Genomic DNA, 19,891 nt, shown 5'->3' with positions numbered 1-19,891 from the left:
CCGGCATGTGCCCTGCAAGTGCCTTGAACCTGCTTTCAGATGTCTTCATCTGACTTCAACCTGACTGCCGCGCCCCCTCGCCGAGCAGCTTCTTGCGGCGCTTCCAGAGCGTGGTGCGCGACACGCCCAGGCGCTGCGCGGCCTCGGCCAGCCGTCCGCCCGAGAGTTCGAGCGCGCGCTCGATCTGCGCCAGCTCGGCCTGCTCGCGCGCGCTGGCCAGCGTGGCGGGCGCGCCGGCGGGCTCGTCGAGCGCGCGTTCGGGGAACAGGTCGGCGCTGCCCAGGGTGTCGCCCTCGGCCAGCGCCAGCGCGCGTTCGACGCGGTTGCGCAGCTCGCGCACATTGCCCGGCCAGTCGTGGGCCAGCAGCGCGGCCTGGGCCTCGGCGGCCAGCGCGGGCGCGGCCAGGCCCTGGCGCTGCGCGGCCTGCTGCGCAAAGCCCTGCGCGAGCGCCAGCACCTCGGCCGGCCGCTCGCGCAGCGGCGGTACCCAGAGCTCGACCACCGCGAGCCGGTAGTACAGGTCTTCGCGGAATTCGCGCGCCGCGATGCGCGCACCGAGGTCGGCGTTGGTGGCGGCCACGAGGCGGCCGCGAAAGTGCAGGTCCTGGCGGCCGCCGAGCCGGCGAAAGGCGCCGTCCTGCAGCACGCGCAGCAGCGCGGCCTGCAACCGCGGATCGAGCTCGCCGATCTCGTCGAGGAACAGCGTGCCCGCGCCGGCCTCTTCGAACCAGCCCGCGTGCGCGCCCGTGGCGCCCGTGAAGGCGCCGCGTTCGTGGCCGAAGAACTGGCTTTCCATGAGCTCGCGCGGCACCGCGGCGCAGTTCACGGCCACGAAGGGCTCGGCGGCGCGCGCCGAGCGCTCGTGCAGCACGCGCGCCGCCACCTCCTTGCCCACGCCGGTCTCGCCGCGCAGCAGCACGGGCACGTCGCGGCCGGCCAGGCGATCGAGATCGGCCGCGAGCCGCGCGGTGGCCGGCGACAGGCCGAAGCCCTGGGTGGCCGCACCGGGCTCGCGCCGCGCGGGCACCAGCTCGCGGATGCGCTGCACCAGGCGTTCGACGTCGAAGGGCTTGGTCAGGTAGTCGTCGGCGCCAGCGCGCATCAGGCGCACCGCCTGGCCCACCTCGGCGAAGGCGGTGGCGAACACGATGGGCGTGTCGCCCAGGTGGGGCAGCGCGCGCCGGTACAGGTCTTCACCCGAGCCGTCGGGCAGGCGGATGTCGCTGAGCACGAAATCGGGTCGGGCCTGGCGCAGCGCGGCCAGGGCCTGCGCGGCGTTCACCGCGTGCTCGACGCGAAAGCCTTCGAGCCGCAGGCGCTGCGCGAGCGCGCCGCCGAGCACGGCGTCGTCCTCGATCAGCAGCACGTGGAGGGGGGCGTCGGTGGGGGTCATGGGCGGTCGGTGTCGGCGGCGGGGCCGTCGTCGAAGGGCAGTTCGAGCCGGATGTGCGTGCCGCGGCCCGAGTGTGCATCCACGGCCACGCGGCCGCGCAGGCGCTGCACCAGCCGCACCACCACGGCCACGCCCAGGCCCGCGGCCTGCTCGGGCGGCTGCCCGCGCTCCAGGCTGTCGGCCAGTGGCGCGGGCAGGCCCGGGCCCTCGTCGGTCACGCGCAGCAGCAGCCGGTCGGGCAGCGGCTCGCAGTGCAGGCTCACGCGGCTGCCGGGCGCCGAGGCCTCGATGGCGTTGAGCATGAGGTTGAGCAGCACCTGGCGCACCTCGCCGCCGGCCAGCGGCAGCTCGTGCGCGAGCGCGCCGTCGATCTCCAGCACCACGCCGGCGCGCTGCGCGTGCGGCTGCAGCAGGCGCTGCAGGTCGCTCAGGTCCTGCGGACCGAAGGCGCGCGGCTCGCTCGCGGGGCGGTGCGTGGCCAGCGTGGCGTCGACCACGCCGCCGAGCACGCGCAGTCCGCGCTCCATGAAATCGAGCGCTTCTTCGCGGGTGTCGGGCCGGTCGCCGAACTTGCGCAGCGTGTCCACCGCGGTGATCACGCCCGCGAGCGGGTTGCGCACCTCGTGCGCGAGCGTGGCCGCGAGGCGGCCGAGCACGGCCTCGCGTTCCTGCTCGGCCATGCGCGCGATCAGTGCCTCGCGCTCGCGCGCGGCCAGGGCCATGCGGTTGTAGGCGCGCAGCAGCCGCGCGGTTTCGCCGTCACCCGCGGGCACCTGGTCGGCCGGCACCGGCGCGGGGCCGGCCTCGCCGGCCTGCTGCAGGTGGCGCGTGAGCAGGTCCAGCGGGCGCTGCAGCCGGCGCAGCACCCACAGGCCCAGGCCGGCGCAGCCCAGGCCGATGGCGAGGTTGAACGCGGCCACGCGCCACCACAGCGCGCGCCGCTCGGCCACGTAGTCGGTGAGGTCGAGGTTGGCCACCACGGTCAGCGCGCCGGGCTGGCCGTCGCGAGCCAGTCGCTCGTCGGCCAGCGGCCGCCACACCCAGTAGCTGCTGTCGGCGGTGTCGATGCGCGCGCCCCGCGGCCGCTGAACCACCTCGGCGGGCAGCGGCGCGTCGGGCAGGCCGGCGCGGTCGGCGCGGGCCAGGATGCGGCCCTGCGCGTCGAGCAGGAACAGGTGGCGGTCCACCAGGCCCTGGTGCATGCGCAGCGATTCGTCGAGCGCGCGCCGCATGCCTTCGGTGTCTGCGCGCATCACCGGCGGCAGCAGGCCCGCGGCCATGCCGTCGAGGTAGACCTGCCCGGTGCGCCCGATCTGCGCCTCGACCTGGTTGAGCAGGCCCTGCAGCGCGATCTGCGTGGTGCCCAGCGCCGTCACGAGCACCACCGCCACCAGCGCCAGGGGCAGGCGGGCGGTCATGGGCAGGCGTTGCAGCCAGCGCATCAGGGCATGTCGGGGCATGCCCCGATCGTAGACGCCGTGGCCCTACGGCTCAGCCCAGCACCCGCAAGGGCCGTGGCAGCGCGAGGTCCAGGCGCTGCGCCACGTCCACGCGCAGGCCGAGCACGCCCTGGTCGAACCAGGCCCCTGCCGCCAGCACGAGCTGGGTGTGGGCGTCGCAGTGCTCGCGCAGCAGCGCGCGCGGCGCGCCCTCGTCGAGGCGGGCGCTCCAGCGCAGCCCGCTGGCGCGCGCCGCGGCCTCGAAGCGCTGCAGCACGTCGGCCGCCGCGCGGCGCGCCTGGGCGATGCGGTGCTCGCGCATGCGCTGCGCGTGCCAGCCGGCGCCGATCGGCACCGGGCCCACGTTCTGCAGCCGCGGCACATCGATCACGGCCACACCGTGCAGCTCGGCGCCGTGCCGCTGCGCCAGCAGCACCGCCTGCGCGATCGCGGCGTCGATGAAGGGGCCGTGCGCGAGCGCGAGCACCACGCGCCGCACCGGCGGGCCGTCCGCGTGGCCATCCCCATGCGCTTCGGCGTCCGGCTCGCCGGCGCGCGGCAGCACACCGGCCAGCGCGTCCTCGTGCGTGCCGCGCCACAGCGGCACGCCGCTCACGTAGCCCGCACGGCCGATCAGGTGGCCCGCCACCGGCGTGGTGAGCAGCAGGAACAGCACCGCCAGCGCGGCCTTGAGCAACACGCCGGGCTCGCCCAGCAGCGCGGCCACGCCCAGCAGCACCAGGCCGCTGCCGGCCACGCCGGCCTTGGTGGCGGCGTGCGTGCGCAGGAAAAAATCGGGCAGGCGCAACACGCCCACGGCGGCCAGCAGGCACAGCAGCGCGCCGGCCAGCAGCAGCAGCGCGCCCAGGGTTTCGACCAGCGCATTCATGGCATGTCTCCGGGCGCCTGCTGCGGCCCCTCGGCCAGCCGGCCGCGCGCGATGAAGCCCGCAAATGCCACCGTGGCCAGGAAGCCCACCAGCGCCACGCCGAGCGCCACGTCCACGAAGGCCGGCGCGTCGGACACCAGCGCGGCCAGGCCCGCGGCGGCCACGCCGAGCAGGCCCAGCATGTCGAGCGCGATCACGCGGTCGGCCGCGGCCGGGCCGCGCACGATGCGCACGCCCGCCGCCAGCGCGGCTGCGGCCAGCAGCAGCGCGCTCAGGGCGATCACCGCCTGCAACAGGGTGTCGTTCATTCCACGCACTCCTTCACGCGCCGCTCGAAGCCGCGCTGGATCTGGGCCACCGTGTCCTCGCCCAGGTGCAGGGCGTGCACGTAGAGCACGCGCCGGCGCGGGCACACGTGCAGGCTGGTGGTGCCGGGCGTGAGCGTGACCAGGTTGGCCAGCAAGGCCACGCCGAACTCGCTCTGCAGCGACAGCGGCACGGCCACGATGCCGCTGCGCTGCACCCGCTGCGGCCGCAGCACCGCCTGCACCACGTCGCGCACCGAGAACAGCAGCTCGCGCGCGAACAGGGCGGCCAGCACGCACCAGGCGCGCGCGCGTCCAAGCAGGGGTCTCATGGCAGCAGCTCCTCAGGCGGCGCAGGTGGGGCGGTCACGGGCGCCGCGTTCCCGAGCACCGCCTGCGTGTAGGCCTCGTGGCCCAGCAACTGGTCGGCCGAGCGCAGCGCGAAGTCCACGAAGGGCTCGCTCCACAGGCCGATGGTGAGCGTGATCCCGGCCAGCGCCGCCACCGGCGCGAGCAGCAGCACGCGCTCGCGGCCGCGGGCGTGCCAAGCGGCGGCGGCCTGCTGCGAGAGCGTCGTGGGCGCCTTCCAGAAGGCCTCGTTCCAGATCTTGAGCATCGAATACAGCGTGAGCGCGCCCACCGCCAGCGCGGTCACCGCCAGTGCCACGTGCCCGGCCTCCAGGCTCGAGCGGATCACCACGAACTTGGCCCAGAAGCCCGACAGCGGCGGCAGGCCCGCGAGCGAGAGCGCGGGCACCACGAACAGCAGCGCGAGCAGTGGCGCGCTGCGGTGCAGGCCGCCGATGCGCTTGAGGTCGTGGGAGCCACCGGCCACGCGCAGCACGCCCGCGATCAGGAACAGGTTGGCCTTGACCACGATGTGGTGCAGCACGTAGAGCACCGCGCCCGCGATGGCCAGCGGCGTGGCCACGGCCAGGCCCACGAGCATGTAGCCGATCTGGCTCACGATATGGAACGACAGGATGCGCCGCACGTCATAGTGCGCGGCCGCGCCCAGCACGCCCGTGACCATGGTGAGCGCGGCCAGCACGCCCACCACCGGGCCGATCAGGCCATGCACGCCCGCGAACACCAGGGTGAAGCAGCGCAGCAGCGCGTACACGCCGACCTTGGTGAGCAGCGCCGCGAAGATCGCCACCACCGGTGCGCTCGCCGTGTGGTACGCCGCGGGCAGCCAGAAGAACAGCGGGAACACCGCGGCCTTGGCGCCGAAGGCCAGCAGGAACAGCACCGCCAGCGTGGCCACCAGGCCCTGGTTCTGCACCTGCGGCAGGCTGCGCGCGAGGTCGGCCATGTTGAGCGTGCCCGTGAGGCCGTAGAGCAGGCCCACGCCGAGCAGGAACAGCGTGGTCACCAGCAGGTTGAGCACCACGTACTTCACGCCCGCGTCGAGCTGCGCGCGCGTGCCGCCCTGCACCAGCAGGCCGAACGAGGCGATCAGCATGATCTCGAACCACACGTAGAGGTTGAACAGGTCGCCCGTGAGGAAGGCGCCCGTGACGCCCAGCAGCAGGCCGTGGTAGAGCGCATGAAAACCCGCGCGCTCGCGTTCGCGCGCGCCGTCGGCCAGCGCGTAGACCGACACCGCCACCGCCATCAGCCCGGTGATGACCACCATGGCCGCGCTCAGCAGGTCGGCTGCGAAGCTGATGCCGAAGGGCGCGGCCCAGTCGCCGAACTGGGTGGCGATCACCGCGCCGTCGAACACGGCGCCCAGCAGCAGCAGGCTCGCGAGCAGCAGGCCCGCGCTGCCCATCAGGCTCACCGCGCGCTGCGCACGCGGCCGGCTGTGCAGCAGCGCGCACAGCGCGAGCGTGGCCAGCGGCACGGCCACGGGCAGCGTGAGCAGCAGGTGCGGCGACAACGGCGTCATGCTGTCCCCCCCTGGGCGGGCTCGGCCTCGCGCATGGCGTCGGGGTCGGTGGTGCCGAGCGCGTGGTGGGCGCGCTCGAACAGCACCACGGTGAAGGCCACGAGCGAGAACGAGATGACGATGGCCGTGAGGATCAGCGCCTGCGGCAGCGGGTTGGCGCTGACGGCCAGGCCGCTCGCGCCTTCGGGCACCAGCGGCGGCACGGCCGAACCCAGGCGGCCCGCCACGAAGATGGCCAGGTTCACCGCGTTGCCCAGCAGCAGCAGGCCCAGCACCATGCGCAGCAGGTGGCGCGACATCAGCAGGTAGAGCGCGGCCGCCAGCAGCACGCCGAAGGCCAGGGCGTAGAGGGTTTCCATGGTCAGGGGGCGGCGTCGTCGCCGAGGTAGAAGCCCACGAAGGCACAGACCGCGCCGAGCACCGCGAGGTACACGCCGATGTCGAACAGCAGCGTGGTGCCTAGGCCGAAGCCGTTGGGCCAGAAGTGCCACTGGTGCGTGAGGAAGGCGCTGTCACCCAGCAGCCCGGGCAGGCCCGAGAGCAGCGCGAGCACCAGGCCCGCGGCGGCAATGCCGGTGGGCGGCCAGCGCAGCGCGCGCAGCAGTGCCTCGCGCCCGCGCGGCAGCGCGTGCACCGTGAAGCCCGCCGCGGCCACCAGGCCGCCCACGAAGCCGCCGCCGGGCTCGTTGTGGCCGCGCCAGAGCAGGTAGAGCGAGAACAGCAGGGCCAGCGGCAGCAGCACGCGGCCGGCCACGGCCAGGATGGGCGAGTTCATTCGGTGTCCTCCGGGCGGTCGGTGGTGCGGCGGCGCGTGCCCGCGAGCACCGCGGCCGCGGCCAGCGCCGCGAGCGCGAGCACCGTGATCTCGCCCAGCGTGTCGAGCGCGCGGAAGTCCACGATGATCACGTTCACCAGGTTGCGGCCGTGGGCCTCGGGCACGCTCGCGGCGCGGAAGAAGTCGGACAGGCGCGCGTCGAAGGGCGTGGCCAGCACCGACAGCAGCACCAGCGTGGCCACCGCGGCGAAGCCGATCGCAATCAGCGCGTCGCGGCGGCGCTGGCCGGCCGGGCGCCGGTCGGGCGTGGCAAAGGGCATGCGCGCCACCACCGCGAGCAGCACCACGATGGCCACGGCCTCGACCGAGAACTGGGTGAAGGCGAGGTCGGGCGCGCCGTGGAACAGGAACACCAGCGCCAGCCCGAAGCCCACCATGCCCGCGGCCACGATGCCGCGCACGAAGCCCTCGGCGCGCACCACCGCCAGCGCGGCCAGCACCAGCAGCGCGGGCAGCAGCGCGTGCAGCGAGGCCGCGCCGGCCAGCGACGGCCAGGCCAGCGCGCCCTGCGTGAACAGCGTGGCGCCCAGGGCCAGGCCCACCACCGCGAGCGTGGCCCCCACGTAGCGGCGCAGGCTGCCGCTCTGGATGCGCTGCGTCTGCCAGGTGGCCAGGCGCGCAAGGCCGTTCATGGCGCGGTCGTAGGCGGCGTCGGGCCCGTGGCGGCGGATCGCCTCGCGCGCCACCAGCACGCGGTGCAGCCGGTCCCAGCCGCGCAGGATCGCCAGGCCCAGTGCGAAGGTCAACGCGCTCAGCGCAAGCATGGGCGTGAGCCCGTGCCACAGCGACAGCGTGGCGCCGGTGGCGTGGCCGGCCACCGCGCTGGCGGCGCTGGCCACCAGCGCGCCCGCCAGGCCCGGGGCCAGGCCGAGCACCAGGCCGAGCGCGGCCAGCAGCGCGGGGCCCAGCCACAGCGCCAGCGGCGGGTCGTGCGGCGTCTGCGGCGTGGGCCGCAGCGGGCCCCAGAAGGTGCGCACCGTGACCACGCCGGCCACGGCCACCATCACCGCGTTGGCCGCGATGGCGATGGCCACCGGCAGCCACGAAGCGGTGGCGGTGAGCTGGGCCTCGTACACCAGTTCCTTGGCCACGAAGCCCACGAAGGGCGGCAGGCCCGCCATGGACAGGCCCGCGAGCAGCGCGATGCCCGCGGTCAGCGGCATGCGTCGCGCCAGGCCGCGCAGCTGCGTGCTGTCGCGCGTGCCGGCCTCGTGGTCGACGATGCCGGCCACCATGAACAGGCAGGCCTTGTAGAGCGCGTGCACGATGAGGAAGGCCACCAGCGCGGACGCGGCCAGCGGGTGCGGCAGGGCGATCAGCGTGACCAGCGTGCCCAGCGACACCACGGTGGAGTAGGCGAGCACGCGCTTGAGGTCGGTCTCGCGCAGCGAGAGCAGCGCGCCGGTGAGCATGGTGGCCAGGCCCGCGGTGAGCAGCAGGCCGGTCCACAGGGCGTGTTCGCCGAAGGCCGGGTTGAGCCGCGCGAGCAGGTACACGCCGAGCTTGACCATGGTGGCCGAGTGCAGGAAGGCCGACACCGGCGTGGGCGCGACCATGGCGTTGGGCAGCCAGGCGTGCAGCGGCACCTGGGCCGACTTGGCGAACGCGCCCAGCGCCACCAGAACGATGATCCAGGGCGCGGCGGGCAGTTCGGCCAGGCTGCCCATGGCCAGCAGCTCGGACACGCGCAGCGTGCCCGTGGCCTGGCCCAGCAGCACCACGCCCGCGAGCAGCGCGAGCCCGCCGCCCACGGTGATCAGCAGGCCCTGCTGGGCCGAGCGGCGCGAGGCCGCCTGCTCGGGCGTGAAGCCGATCAGCAGGAAGGACGCGAGGCTGGTGAGCTCCCAGAACACCAGCAGCGCGATCAGGTCGTCGGCCAGCACCGCACCCAGCATGGCGCCCATGAACAGCGTGAGCCGCGCGAAGAAGCGCGCGAGGTCGGCGTGGCCGTGCAGGTAGCGCGCGGCGTACAGGAAGATGAACGTGCCGATGCCGGTGATCAGCAGCGCGAACAGCAGCGACAGGCCGTCGGCGCGCAGCGCGAGCGAAATGCCCAGGCTCGGGATCCAGGGCCAGAGCTCGACCACGGCGCCGGCGTCGCGCACCGGCGCCCATAGCGTGGCGAAGACCACGAACAGCGCGGCGGGCAGCAGCCAGGCCAGGCCGGCGAGCGCGGCGCGCCAGCGCAGCAGCGCCCACATCAGGGGCGCACAGAGCACAGCGGCGAAGACGGCGAGGGTGAGGAACATGGGCAGGCCGGGCAGGGTTCTGCCCAGACTGCGCAAGTGCCGTGCCGGGCCGCGCGTGCGGGCCCGGGTCTTTCAGATCAAGGACTTGCCGGCGCGCGCGCGGCCCGCGTGTTCAGGAAACTGAACGTTCGGCCTCGACCGCGTTGCCCGGGGTGAACGCGCTGCCCGGTGCGGCGCCGCGCAAGCGCTGCACCAGCGCGGCCACGTCGGCGGGCACGGCCTGGCCGCGCCAGACCACGTGCTGGTCGGGCCGGCACAGCAGCAGCGCGTGGCGGTACTCGGCCGGGCGCGCGGCCTCGGCCGACACGTCGAGCACCCGCAGCGGCACGCCCGCGGCGGCCGCGGCCTCGGTGAGGGCCGCGGCGTCGGCGCCGGGCCGGGTGACCAGCAAGGTGTAGCCGGGGCCGAAGGCGTCGTAGAGCGATCGGCCGTCCGCCAGCCAGAAGTGCGGCGCGCGGCAGCCCGGCACGGTGGACGGCGTGAAGTCGCCCATGGAGTAGGGCGGCGGCGCTTCACCGTCGCCCGCGATGATGGGCGAGCCGCTGTAGTAGTAGCCGAAGTTCAGGCCCGCGCAGCAGAACTGCTGCACGTTGAGCCGGTAGGCCTCGTCGCCGATGCGCGCGCGCTCGGCCGCGCCCGCGGCGTCGTCGGCCTCGATGTTGGGCGGCACCGCGCTGCGCGCCTTGATCATCTTCTGCGCGTGGTCCATGGCGAAGCGCGAGACCTGCTCGGTGATGGGCTGGCGCTCGGCCTCGTAGGCGTCGAGCATGGCCGGGTCGGCCCAGCCCTGCACCTGCGCGGCCAGCAGCCACGACAGGTTGAGCGCGTCGGCAATGCCGGCGTTCATGCCGTAGCCCGCGTAGGGCACCCACAGGTGTGCGGCGTCGCCGGCAATGAACACGCGGCGGTCGCGGAAGCGGTTGGCCACCAGGCGGCGGCCCACCCAGTCTTCGCGCGAGATCACCTCGTACTCGAAATCGGCGCCCACGCCCAGGATGTGGCGGATGCTCTGGTCGCGGTCGACCGCGTCGAACTCGGTCTCGTGCGGGTGCAGGTGGTTGTGCACCAGCCAGGTCTCGCGGCCGTCGATGGCGAACACCGTGCCGCAGCGGCGCGGGTTCACCGCGTAGTAGCACCAGGCGCGCTCGCCGGGCAGGCGATCGAGCAGGCCGGGCGCGCGGATGTGGGTGGACTGCACGCGCTGGATCACCGCCGTGCCCTCGAACTGCGCGCCGATCGCCTTGCGCACGCCCGAGGAGCCGCCGTCGCAGCCCACCAGGTAGCGCGCGCGCACGCGCCGGGGCGCGCCGCCGTCGAGCGCTTGCAGCGTGGCGCTCACGCCTTGCGCGTCCTGCTCGAAACCGTCCATGCGCGTGCGGTTGAGCAGCGTCACGCCGGGCAGGGCCGCGGCGTGCTCGAGCAGGATGGGCTCGAGGTAGATCTGGTTGATGCGGTGCGGCGGCTCGGGCGTGGGCCACCAGGTGTCGGGGCCACCGTTGTCGGTGAAGCGCTCGAGCCGGTTCGGGATGGGGATGCGCGTGAGCTCCAGGCCCGTCATCGTGGTGCGGAACACCACGTCGTTGGGGTGCTCGTCGGGCAGGCCGGCGCGGCGCAGCTTGTCGGCCACGCCGAGCTGGCGAAAGCGCTCCATGGTGCGCGCCGCGACGTGGTTGCACTTGACGCTGGGCGGCTCCTGGTAGGCGCGCAGCTCGGCCACGGTGACGCGCAGGCCGCGGCCCGCGAGATCCATGGCGAGCGTGAGGCCCACGGGGCCGGCGCCCACCACGAGCACGTCGGTGTCGAAAGCATCGGTAGCGGGGGTGTGCATGGCGGAGGGTTTCATTCGAGCTTGATGCCGGCGTTGCGGATCACCTGGCCCCACTTCACGGTTTCGCTTCGGATGTAGTCGCCGAAGGCCTTGGGGGTGGAGGGCGCGGGTTCCACGCCGATGTTGCGGACGCTGGCCTGGATGGCCGGGTCGTTGAGCGCGTCCACGATGGCCGCGTTGAGCTTGTTCACGATGGCGTCGGGCGTGGCCGCGGGCGCGACGATGCCGAACCAGCCCACCGATTCGTAGCCCGGCAGTCCGGCCTCGGCCACGGTGGGCACATCGGGCAGCGCCGGCACGCGTTTGGCGCTGGTGACCGAGTAGGCGATCAGCTTGCCCGCGCGCACGTGCTGCAGCGCGGCGGGCAGGTCGGTCACCGCGAGCGGGATCTGGCCGGCCAGCGCGTCGACCGCGGCCGGGCCCGATCCGCGGTAGGCGATCTGCGTGATCTTCACGCCCGCCATCTGCTCGAACAGCGAGGCCGTGAGGTGCATGGCCGTGCCATTGCCGCCGTGGCCCAGGCTCACCTTGGCGGGCTCGCGCCTGGCCAGCGCGATCAGCTCGGCCTGGGTGCGCGCGCCCAGCGAGGGATGGCCCACCAGCACGAAGGGGATCATGGCCACCAGCGAGACCGGCTTGAAATCCTTCACCGGGTCGTAGGGCATCTGCGGGTACAGGCTCACGTTGGCCGACAGGCCGCCCGCGGCGCCCAGGCCCAGGGTGTGGCCGTCGGGTTCGGCCTTGGCCACGGCGGCCAGGCCGATGTTGCCGCCCGCGCCGGGACGGTTCTCGATCACCAGGGGCTGGCCGAGCTTGGCGCTCACGTGCGGGCCGATGGCGCGCACGATGGCGTCCGAACTGCCGCCTGGCGGGAAGGTGACGATCACGCGGATCGGCTTGGTCGGCCAGGCCGGTTCCTGGGCGGCGGCGGTGCCGTGCAGCGCGAGCAGCGCCGCGGCGGCCAGGGTGGCGCGCAGCGCGTGGCGCCGGGTGGGTGCGGTCATGGTCTTGTCTCCTGGTGTTGTTCGGCGATCGCAGCACCCATTGCATCCGCTTCGCATTCATGCGTAAAGTGAAACTTATCGAACGATTGACAAGTTTTTCTCGTGAATACCGACACCCGCTTCCTGCCCACCATGCGCCAGCTGCGCGCCTTCGCCGCCGTGTACCACCTGCGCAAGGTGAGCGCCGCGGCCGAGCAGCTCGCGGTCACGCAGTCGGCGGTGAGCCTGTCGCTGCGCCAGCTCGAAGACGGGCTGGGCGCGCGCCTGTTCGAGCGCACCACGCGCACGCTGCAGCCCACGCAGGCGGCGCACGAGGCCATCGTGCTGGCCGAGCGCATCCTGCGCGATGCCGACACCCTGGGCGCGGGCATGCGCGAGCTGTCGGCGCTGCGCCGCGGCCGCGTGGCGCTGGCCATCACGCCCACGTTGGCCGAGCTGCTGCTGCCCGAGGCCCTGCTGCGCTTTCGAGAGCGCCACCCGGGCATCCACGTGGCCGTGGACGATTGCGCGCCCGACCAGTTCGTGGCCCGCGTGGTGGGCGCGCAGGCCGATTTCGGCATCGGCGTGCCCGAGCAGGCCGGCGCCGATGTGGACACCGAGACCCTGGTGCGCGACCACCTCGCGCTGGTGTGCCACCCCACGCACCCGCTGGCCGCGCGGCGCCGGCTGCGCTGGGCCGATCTGGCCGAGCAGGCGCTGATCACCGTGCGGCCCGGCTACGGCGTGCGGCCGCTGATCGATGCCAGCGCCGCGCGCGCGGGCGTGCGCTTGCGCGTGGTGCACGAGGTGAGCTTCCTCTCGACCGCCTTGTGGATGGCGCGTGCCGGCCTGGCCGCGGCCATCATGCCGGCGGCCTATGCGCGCACCGCGCCCGCGGGCGCGCTCGCGGTGCGGCCGCTGTCGGCGCCGCGCGTGTCGCGCGACATCTGCATCGTCACCCGGCGCGGCCGCGGGCTCACGCCGCCGGCGCAGGCGCTGGTGGAACAGATCCGGGCCACGCTGTAGCGCCGGAGCCTGCGCGGGGGGCGCGGCCCGCGCTCAGCGTTCCACCACCCGCTGGCCCTCGACCACCCCGTTGCCCGGGTACAGCACCACGCGTTCGCCGGGCTGCAGACCGCTTTCGACCACCGTGTGCTCGGGACCGCGCGCGCCTGGCGTGACCGGGCGCAGGCGCGCGCGCGAGGCGCCATCGACCACGAACACGCGCCAGCGGCCGTTCTCGCGCAGCAGGGCGGCCGTGGGCACGAGCAGCGCGTCGCGCAGCGCGAGCGTGACGATGCGCGCGTCCACGCGGTAGCCGTCACCGAGCGCGCGGCGTTCCGGCCAGGGCTCGTCGAGCGCGATGCGCAGGTTCACGCGCTGCTCCTCGATGCCCAGCGCCGAGACCTTGGTGAAGGCCACGGGCTCCACGCGCGCCACGTGGGCGCGCAGGGTGGGCAGACCGGCGCCGATCTGCAGCGTCACGGGCGCGCCCTCGGGCACGCGCGCGGCGTCGCCCGAGAGCAGGTCCACCACGGCCTCCAGGCGCTCGGTGTCGCCGATGTCGAGCAGCGGCTGGCCCGCGCTCACCGGGCCTTCGCTGTCGCGGTGCAGCGCGATCACGCGCCCGGCGACCGGGCTGCGCAGCGTCCACAGGCCGCTGTCGACGCGGCCGCCATCGGCCAGCGAGAGCGCGGCCTGGGCCTCGCTGCGCGCGAACGCGGCCACGCGGCGCTCGGCCTGCGCCGCGGCCACCGCCTGCTGGGCCTGGCGCTGCGCGAGCTCGGCCTGCTCGCGCGCGGCCGGCGAGACGAAGCGCGCATCGGCCAGCGCCGCCTGGCGCTGCACATCGAGCCGGGCCTGGGCCAGCGCCACTTCCTGGCGCGCCACCTGGGCGTCGGCCGCGGCCAGCGCGGCCTGTGCGCTGCCCAGGCGCTGCTGCAGCACGGCGCGGGTGCGCGCGTCGATCAGGCCCGGGGACGCGGGGCGCAGCACCAGCACCGCCTCGTCCGCGGCCACGCTGTCGCCCACGCGCAGGCCGGGGCGCTGCAGTTCACCGGCCGTGGGCGAGGCCAGCGTGTAGCGCTGCTGCAGCCGCAGCACGCCGTCTTCTTCGATCGTCTGCTCGAACGGGCCGCGCTGCACGGCGGCGGTCTGCACCGGCAGCGGCGCGGGCCGCAGGGCCCAGGCCAGCAGGGCGGCGAGGGCCAGCGCGGCGGCGCCGATCGGCAGCCAGCGCCGCCACGGGAAAGCAGGGGAGGTGGGGGAGCTGGGAGAGGCAGAAGCGTTCATTCGCGCACCTTGAGAACGGCCACGAGGTCGAAGCGGTCGACCCGGCGGCGCACCAGCAGGGCGCTGGCCGCGCCCGCGGCCAGCACGATGATCGCGGCCCAGGCGTAGGTGGCGGGCGCGATGACGACGGGGAATTCGATGTTGTCGGAGGACATGAGCCGCATCAGCAGCGCGGCCAGGCCGCGGCCCGCGAGCAGGCCCAGCGGCAGCGCCAGCAGCAGCTCGAACGCGAGCTGGCCCAGCAGCAGCACCGAGACCTCGCCGCGCGTCATGCCCAGCACGCGCAGGCTGGCCAGGTCCCAGGCGCGTTCGGACAGCGCGATGCGCGCGGCGTTGTAGGTGATGCCCACGGCCATGGCCACCGCGAACAGCGTGAGGATGGCGCTGAACGCGCCCATGTTGTAGGAGGTGCGTTCGTCGAAGGCGCGCTGCACCGAGCGCTTGTCGAACACCGCGGACACGCCCGGCGTGGCCTTGATCGCGGCCCAGAACGCGGGCAGCGCGCTGTCGTCGACCAGCAGCGCGGCGTCGGACAGGCCGGCGCCGTCGCGCGCGGCGCGGTGCAGCGCGGCCAGCGACATCCAGGCCTGCTGGCCCATCAGCGTGTGCACCACGGCCACCACCGGCAGCTCCACCTGTTCGCGGTGGCCGAGGCGAAACGCCACGGTGACGCGGTCGCCCGTCTGTGCGCCGATGTCGCGCGCGAGCAGCTGCGACAGCACGATGCCCTCGTCGGGCAGCGCCACCGGGCCCCGGCGCGCGTCGACCACCGGCAGCAGCGGCGCGTGCGGCGGCAGTCCGGTGAGCGCGACCTCGCGCGAGCGTGCGCCGCGCAGCACCCGCACCGGCTCGCTGCGGTAGGCCTCGGCCATCAGCACGCCTGGCAGGCGGCGCAGCTCGGCCGCCACCGCGGGCGCGGCGTGGGGCTGGAAATGCAGCACCACGTTGCCGGGCTGCACCTGGCGGAACTGCACGTCTTCGATGTGGGCGATGGCGTCGAGCCAGAACGCGCCTGCGATCTGCAGGGCCATGGCCATGGCCACGCCGGCCACCGTGAAGGCGCTGCGCCAGGGGCGGTTCTCCACATCGCGCAGCACCATGAGCGCGCGGGCGCGCACCCGCGCACCCGGGGCCAGGCGCTCGGCCAGCGTGCGCCGGTAGGCGGGCGGCGCGGGCGGCTGCATGGCCTGGGCCGGGCGCAGCCGCACCACGGCGCGGATCGCGGTCCACGCGCCCAGCGCGGCGGCCGCGGCGGCGACCGCCACCGCCACGCCCACCAGCGGCGCGGACGTGCGATAGGCCAGCGCGTCGAAGCGGAACACCGGCTCGTACAGGCCCAGCATGGCGCGCCCGATCAGCCCGCTGAGCGCCAGCCCCGCGACCACGCCCAGCCCGGCCACCAGCAGCGCCATGCCGACGTAGTGCGCCGCGATCGTGCCGTCGCCATAGCCCAGGGCCTTGAGCGAAGCGATCTGCGCGCGCTGCGTGGCGACCTGGCGTGCCAGCACGCCGTTGAGGATGAACATGGCCACCGCAAGGAAGATCGCCGGCAGCACCGTGCCCATCACGCGCAACTGGTCAAGCTCGTCGTCGACCACGCGCGCGGAGAGCTGGTCGCGCCGCAGCACCGCACCCAGCGAGCCATAGGGCTCGAGCAGGCGGTCGAGCGCGGCCACCACGGCGGGCTCGCTGGCGCCCGGCGCCAGCCGCAGCACCGCCTGGTTGAAGGCGCCGCGCAGGTCGAGCAGCTCGGCCAGGCGGCGCGCGTCCACCCACCAGATGCCGAAGCTGCGCTCGTCGGGCGCGCCGCCGCTGCCCGCGAACACGTACTCGGGCGAGATCGCCAGGCCCACCACCTGCACCGCCAGCAGCCGGCCGTTGAGCACGGCGTGCACGCGCGCGCCCGGGCGCAGGCCGCGGGCCCGCGCAAAGCTCTCGCTCACCACGGCCTCCAGCGCCGGGCCGGCCTCGGGCCAGCGGCCCTCGCGCAGCCGCGTGGCATTGAGGGCCTGGGTGCCCAGCGGCGCGCGCACCAGGTCGAGCGCCACGAAGCGGCCGGTCACGGGCGCGCCCGGGTCGCCGAGGTCGATCTGCGCGTCGAAGGCCAGGCCGGTCTGCACCTCGGCCACGCCGTCGATGGCGGCCACGCGCGCGGCCAGCGCGGTGGGCGCGCGCTTGAGGGTCACGAACACGTCGGCCAGGCGGTGGCTGCGGTAGAAGTCGTCGCGCGCCTGCAGCAGCGAGGCGTGCACCGAGAACAGGCCCACGAACCCTCCCACCCCGATGGCCACCACCAGCGCGATGGTCAGCACCTGCGAGCGCAGGTTCCACAGATCGCGCCAGAGCTTGAGGTTGAGCGCCCGCATGGTCACGCGCTCACCACTGCAGCGCCGCGGCCGGCACGCGCGCCGGGTTGGGCCGGTCTTCGACGATGCGGCCGTCGGCCAGGCGCAGCACGCGGTGCGCCATCTGCGCGATCGGCGCGTTGTGCGTGATGACCACCGTGGTGGTGCCGAGCTCGGCGTTGACGCGCTCGATGGCCTGCAGCACGCGCACGCCGGTGGCGCAGTCGAGCGCGCCGGTGGGCTCGTCGCACAGCAGCACCGCGGGGCGCTTGGCGATGGCGCGCGCGATCGCCACGCGCTGCTGCTCGCCGCCCGAGAGCTGGGCCGCGAAGTGGTTCATGCGCTCGGCCAGCCCGACCAGGGCCAGCGCGTCCTCGGGCGCCATGGGGTCGGCCACGAGTTCGGTCACCAGGGCCACGTTTTCGCGCGCGGTGAGGCTGGGAATGAGGTTGTAGAACTGGAACACGAAGCCCACGTGTTCACGCCGGTAGGCCGTGAGCTCGGCGTCGCTGGCGCCGGTGAGCTCGCGCGTGCGGCCCGCGTGCGTCCACTGCGCGGTGCCGCTGCTGGCCGAGTCGAGCCCGCCCAGGATGTTGAGCAGCGTGCTCTTGCCGCTGCCCGAGGCGCCCAGCAGCACCACGAACTCGCCGCGGTGGATGTCGAGGTCGACGCCGCGCAGCGCGTGCACGGCCGTGGGCCCCTCACCGTAGGTCTTGGTGAGGCCGCGCGCGCAAAAGACCGGGGGCGGTGCGTCGGGCATGCACCTGATTGCAGCATGGGCACCGCCGCGCGCGGTTGACGCTGATCAAGCCTTGGGGCACGGTGTCGCTTTGCCTGGAGGTGGGCCATGGACGCCGATTCCGCTGCGGCCAGCGCGGCCGCGCGCACCGAACACGATGCCTGGGGGGCGATTCACATCCCGGCGGGCGTGCCCTGGGGCGCGCAGACCCAGCGCGCGCTGGAACACTTCGCCATCTCCACCGAGCGCATGCCGCCCGAGCTGGTGCAGGCGCTGGCGCTCATCAAGCGTTGCGCCGCCCAGGTGAACGCGGCCCTCGGCGCACTCGACGCGCCCGTGGCCCAGGCCATCGTGCAGGCCGCCGAGGCGGTGCTGGCCGGCCGCTGGGACGACGCGTTTCCGCTCGCGGTGTGGCAAAGCGGCTCGGGCACCCAGAGCCACATGAACATGAACGAGGTGATCGCGCACCTGGCCTCGACGCCGGCGCGTGCCGTGCACCCCAACGACGAGGTGAACCTGGGCCAGTCCTCCAACGATGTGGTGCCCACGGCCATCCACGTGGCCGCGCTGCGGGGCGTGACGCAGTCGCTGCTGCCCGCGCTCGACGCGCTGCGCGAGGCCATCCTCGAGCAGGCCGCGCGGGTGCCCGGTCTGCTCAAGACCGGCCGCACCCACCTGCAGGCGGCGTTGCCGCTCACGCTCGACCAGGAGATGGGCGCCTGGGCCGCGCAGCTTGCGCAGGCGCGCCAGGGTGTTGATCACGCGGTGCAGGCCGCGCTGGGCCTGGCCATCGGCGGTACCGCGGTGGGCAGCGGCGCCAACACGCATCCGCAGTTCGGCGAGCGCATGGTGCAGTCGCTGGCCGAGGCCACGGGTCTGGCGCTGCGCCGTGCCGACGACCCCTTCGCCGCCCAGGCCGCGCACGACGCGCTGCTGCAGCTGCACGCGAGCCTGCGCGGGCTGGCCGTGGCGCTGCGCAAGATCGCCGACGATGTGCGCTGGATGGGCAGCCCCTGGCTCGGCGAGCTGCGCCTGCCCGCCAACGAGCCGGGCAGCTCCATCATGCCCGGCAAGGTCAATCCCACGCAGTGCGAATCGCTGCTGATGGTGACGGCCCAGGTGATGGGCAACGACGTGACCATCGGCTTCGCGGCCACGCTCGCGCAGTTCCAGATGCACGCGGCCAAACCGGTGCTCGCGCTCAACCTGCTGCAGAGCATCCGGCTGCTGGCCGACGGCATGCGCAGCTTCGAGCGCCACTGCGTGCGCGGGCTCGAGGCCGACCGCGGGCGCATCGAGGCCGCGCTCTCGCCGGCCATGCTGCAGGCCACGCTGCTGGCCCGGCACATCGGCCACGAGGAGGCCGCCGTGCTCTACCGCGAATCGCAGGTCACGGGCCGGCCGCTGCGCGAGCTGGCCCTGGTGCGCGGCGGCGTCAGCGCCGCGCAGTTCGACGACTGGGTCAAGGGCGGCTGATCAGACCCGCTCGACGATGAGCGCAATGCCCTGGCCCACGCCGATGCACATGGTGCACAGCGCGTAGCGGCCGCCGGTGGCGTGCAGGCGGTTCACCGCGGTGGTGACCAGGCGCGCGCCGCTGGCGCCCAGCGGGTGGCCCAACGCGATCGCGCCGCCCCAGGCGTTCACGCGCTCGTCGTCGTCTTTCAGGCCGAGCTGCCGCAGCACCGCGATGCCCTGCGCGGCAAAGGCCTCGTTGAGTTCGATCACGTCGAGCTGCGCGAGCGTGAGGCCGGTGAGGGCCAGCACCTTCTCGGTGGCGGGCGCGGGGCCGATGCCCATGATGCGCGGCGCCACGCCGGCCGTGGCCATGCCCACCACGCGGGCCTTGGGGCTCAGGCCGTTCTTCGCGGCGCTGGCCTCGTCGGCCAGCAGCAGCGCGCACGAGCCGTCGTTCACGCCGCTGGCGTTGCCCGCGGTCACCGAGCCCTCGGGCTTGACCACGCCCTTGAGCTTGGCCAGCGCTTCCAGGCTGGTCTCGCGCGGGTGCTCGTCCTGGCTCACCACCACCGGGTCGCCCTTTTTCTGCGGGATGCTCACGGGCACGATCTCGCGCGCGAGGTGGCCGGCCTTTTGCGCGGCCACGGCCTTGAGCTGGCTGGCCAGGGCCATGCGGTCCTGCGCTTCGCGCTCGATCTTGAAATCGACGGCCACGTTCTCGGCCGTCTCGGGCATGGAGTCGACGCCGTACTGCGCCTTCATGAGCTTGTTCACGAAGCGCCAGCCGATGGTGGTGTCGTAGACCGCGTTGGCGCGGCTGAAGGCGCTCTCGGCCTTGGGCATCACGAAGGGGGCGCGGCTCATGCTCTCCACGCCGCCCGCGATCATCAGGCCCGCTTCACCGGCCTTGATGGCGCGCGCCGCGCTGCCCACGGCGTCCAGGCCCGAGCCGCAGAGGCGGTTGATGGTGGCGCCGGCCACCTCGATCGGCAGGCCCGCGAGCAGCGCGGCCATGCGCGCCACGTTGCGGTTGTCTTCGCCGGCCTGGTTGGCGCAGCCGTAGAGCACATCGGTGACGCTGGCCCAGTCCACGTTGGGGTTGCGCTCCATCAGCGCCTTGATGGGGATCGCGGCGAGGTCGTCGGTGCGCACGCTGGAGAGCGCGCCGCCGTAGCGGCCGAAGGGGGTGCGGATGGCGTCGCAGATGAAGGCTTGGCGTTGGGTCATGAAGGCTCCGGGGAA

General features: G+C 74.2%; 17 protein-coding genes. 2 read left to right on the top strand and 15 right to left on the bottom strand.

Annotation, left to right across the window (positions count from 1 at the left end; translation table 11 throughout):
• Positions 1-55 precede the first annotated feature (55 nt).
• The 11 genes from WDZ95_RS12015 to WDZ95_RS11965 all read right to left on the bottom strand — a co-directional run bounded on the left by WDZ95_RS12015 (position 56) and on the right by WDZ95_RS11965 (position 11,836).
• Positions 56-1,393, bottom strand: a complete 1,338-nt coding sequence (locus WDZ95_RS12015) for a sigma-54-dependent transcriptional regulator (RefSeq protein ID WP_425778683.1) — start codon at positions 1,391-1,393, stop codon at positions 56-58.
• The gene (locus WDZ95_RS12010; RefSeq protein ID WP_425778681.1) at positions 1,390-2,853 is read right to left on the bottom strand and encodes a sensor histidine kinase; all 1,464 of its coding nucleotides are present in this window, start codon (positions 2,851-2,853) and stop codon (positions 1,390-1,392) included. The genes WDZ95_RS12015 and WDZ95_RS12010 overlap by 4 nt, the downstream gene beginning before the upstream one ends.
• Positions 2,854-2,884: 31 nt before the next feature.
• A complete protein-coding gene (mnhG, locus tag WDZ95_RS12005; protein ID WP_425778679.1) occupies positions 2,885-3,721 on the bottom strand; it encodes a monovalent cation/H(+) antiporter subunit G in 837 nt (278 codons plus the stop codon).
• Complete coding sequence (locus tag WDZ95_RS12000; protein ID WP_166225283.1) at positions 3,718-4,029, bottom strand: monovalent cation/H+ antiporter complex subunit F; 312 nt, start codon at positions 4,027-4,029, stop codon at positions 3,718-3,720. The genes mnhG and WDZ95_RS12000 overlap by 4 nt, the downstream gene beginning before the upstream one ends.
• Entirely contained in the window at positions 4,026-4,358 is a 333-nt protein-coding gene (locus WDZ95_RS11995) for a Na+/H+ antiporter subunit E (protein ID WP_166225286.1), read from the bottom strand. Before WDZ95_RS11995 ends, WDZ95_RS12000 begins: the two co-directional genes overlap by 4 nt.
• Positions 4,355-5,920, bottom strand: a complete 1,566-nt coding sequence (locus WDZ95_RS11990) for a Na+/H+ antiporter subunit D (RefSeq protein WP_425778676.1) — start codon at positions 5,918-5,920, stop codon at positions 4,355-4,357. Before WDZ95_RS11990 ends, WDZ95_RS11995 begins: the two co-directional genes overlap by 4 nt.
• Entirely contained in the window at positions 5,917-6,279 is a 363-nt protein-coding gene (locus tag WDZ95_RS11985) for an NADH-quinone oxidoreductase subunit K (protein ID WP_425778674.1), read from the bottom strand. Before WDZ95_RS11985 ends, WDZ95_RS11990 begins: the two co-directional genes overlap by 4 nt.
• A 2-nt stretch (positions 6,280-6,281) precedes the next feature.
• The gene (locus tag WDZ95_RS11980) at positions 6,282-6,695 is read right to left on the bottom strand and encodes an MnhB domain-containing protein (RefSeq protein WP_425778672.1); all 414 of its coding nucleotides are present in this window, start codon (positions 6,693-6,695) and stop codon (positions 6,282-6,284) included.
• On the bottom strand, positions 6,692-9,004 hold the full coding sequence (gene mbhE / locus WDZ95_RS11975) for a hydrogen gas-evolving membrane-bound hydrogenase subunit E (protein ID WP_425778670.1): 2,313 nt from the start codon (positions 9,002-9,004) through the stop codon (positions 6,692-6,694). The genes WDZ95_RS11980 and mbhE overlap by 4 nt, the downstream gene beginning before the upstream one ends.
• Positions 9,005-9,116: 112 nt before the next feature.
• Positions 9,117-10,832: an FAD-dependent oxidoreductase gene (locus WDZ95_RS11970; RefSeq protein ID WP_425778668.1), complete on the bottom strand. Its 1,716-nt coding sequence runs from the start codon at positions 10,830-10,832 to the stop codon at positions 9,117-9,119.
• A gap of 11 nt (positions 10,833-10,843) precedes the next feature.
• Positions 10,844-11,836 (bottom strand): Bug family tripartite tricarboxylate transporter substrate binding protein, encoded by a 993-nt coding sequence (locus WDZ95_RS11965; protein WP_425778666.1) that lies wholly within the window; start codon positions 11,834-11,836, stop codon positions 10,844-10,846.
• Positions 11,837-11,938: 102 nt separating this feature from the next.
• On the opposite strand from WDZ95_RS11965, the gene WDZ95_RS11960 reads away from it, so the two are divergent.
• Entirely contained in the window at positions 11,939-12,841 is a 903-nt protein-coding gene (locus WDZ95_RS11960; RefSeq protein WP_425778664.1) for a LysR family transcriptional regulator, read from the top strand.
• Between the two features lie 33 nt (positions 12,842-12,874).
• Here WDZ95_RS11960 and WDZ95_RS11955 read toward each other — a convergent pair whose 3' ends face one another.
• The 3 genes from WDZ95_RS11955 to WDZ95_RS11945 are packed head-to-tail and all read right to left on the bottom strand — an operon-like array spanning position 12,875 to position 17,212.
• Positions 12,875-14,107 carry an efflux RND transporter periplasmic adaptor subunit gene (locus tag WDZ95_RS11955; RefSeq protein WP_425778663.1) on the bottom strand — a complete coding sequence of 411 codons (1,233 nt, stop codon included), beginning with the start codon at positions 14,105-14,107 and terminating at the stop codon, positions 12,875-12,877.
• Positions 14,104-16,473: an ABC transporter permease gene (locus tag WDZ95_RS11950; protein WP_425778661.1), complete on the bottom strand. Its 2,370-nt coding sequence runs from the start codon at positions 16,471-16,473 to the stop codon at positions 14,104-14,106. Before WDZ95_RS11950 ends, WDZ95_RS11955 begins: the two co-directional genes overlap by 4 nt.
• Positions 16,474-16,483: 10 nt before the next feature.
• On the bottom strand, positions 16,484-17,212 hold the full coding sequence (locus WDZ95_RS11945; RefSeq protein WP_425778659.1) for an ABC transporter ATP-binding protein: 729 nt from the start codon (positions 17,210-17,212) through the stop codon (positions 16,484-16,486).
• An 87-nt stretch (positions 17,213-17,299) separates the two neighbouring features.
• Here WDZ95_RS11945 and WDZ95_RS11940 point away from each other — a divergent pair, with 87 nt between their 5' ends.
• Positions 17,300-18,667 carry a class II fumarate hydratase gene (locus tag WDZ95_RS11940; protein ID WP_425778657.1) on the top strand — a complete coding sequence of 456 codons (1,368 nt, stop codon included), beginning with the start codon at positions 17,300-17,302 and terminating at the stop codon, positions 18,665-18,667.
• On the opposite strand, the gene pcaF is transcribed toward WDZ95_RS11940, so the two are convergent.
• On the bottom strand, positions 18,668-19,876 hold the full coding sequence (gene pcaF / locus WDZ95_RS11935) for a 3-oxoadipyl-CoA thiolase (protein ID WP_425778655.1): 1,209 nt from the start codon (positions 19,874-19,876) through the stop codon (positions 18,668-18,670).
• Between the last annotated feature and the right edge of the window lie 15 nt (positions 19,877-19,891).

The organism is Hydrogenophaga sp. T2, from assembly GCF_049843535.1.
In the GTDB taxonomy this organism is placed as follows: Bacteria; Pseudomonadota; Gammaproteobacteria; order Burkholderiales; family Burkholderiaceae_C; genus Hydrogenophaga; species Hydrogenophaga crocea.
The sequence above is the reverse complement of the archived record's forward strand: the minus strand, read 5'-3'. Positions and strand labels throughout refer to the sequence as shown.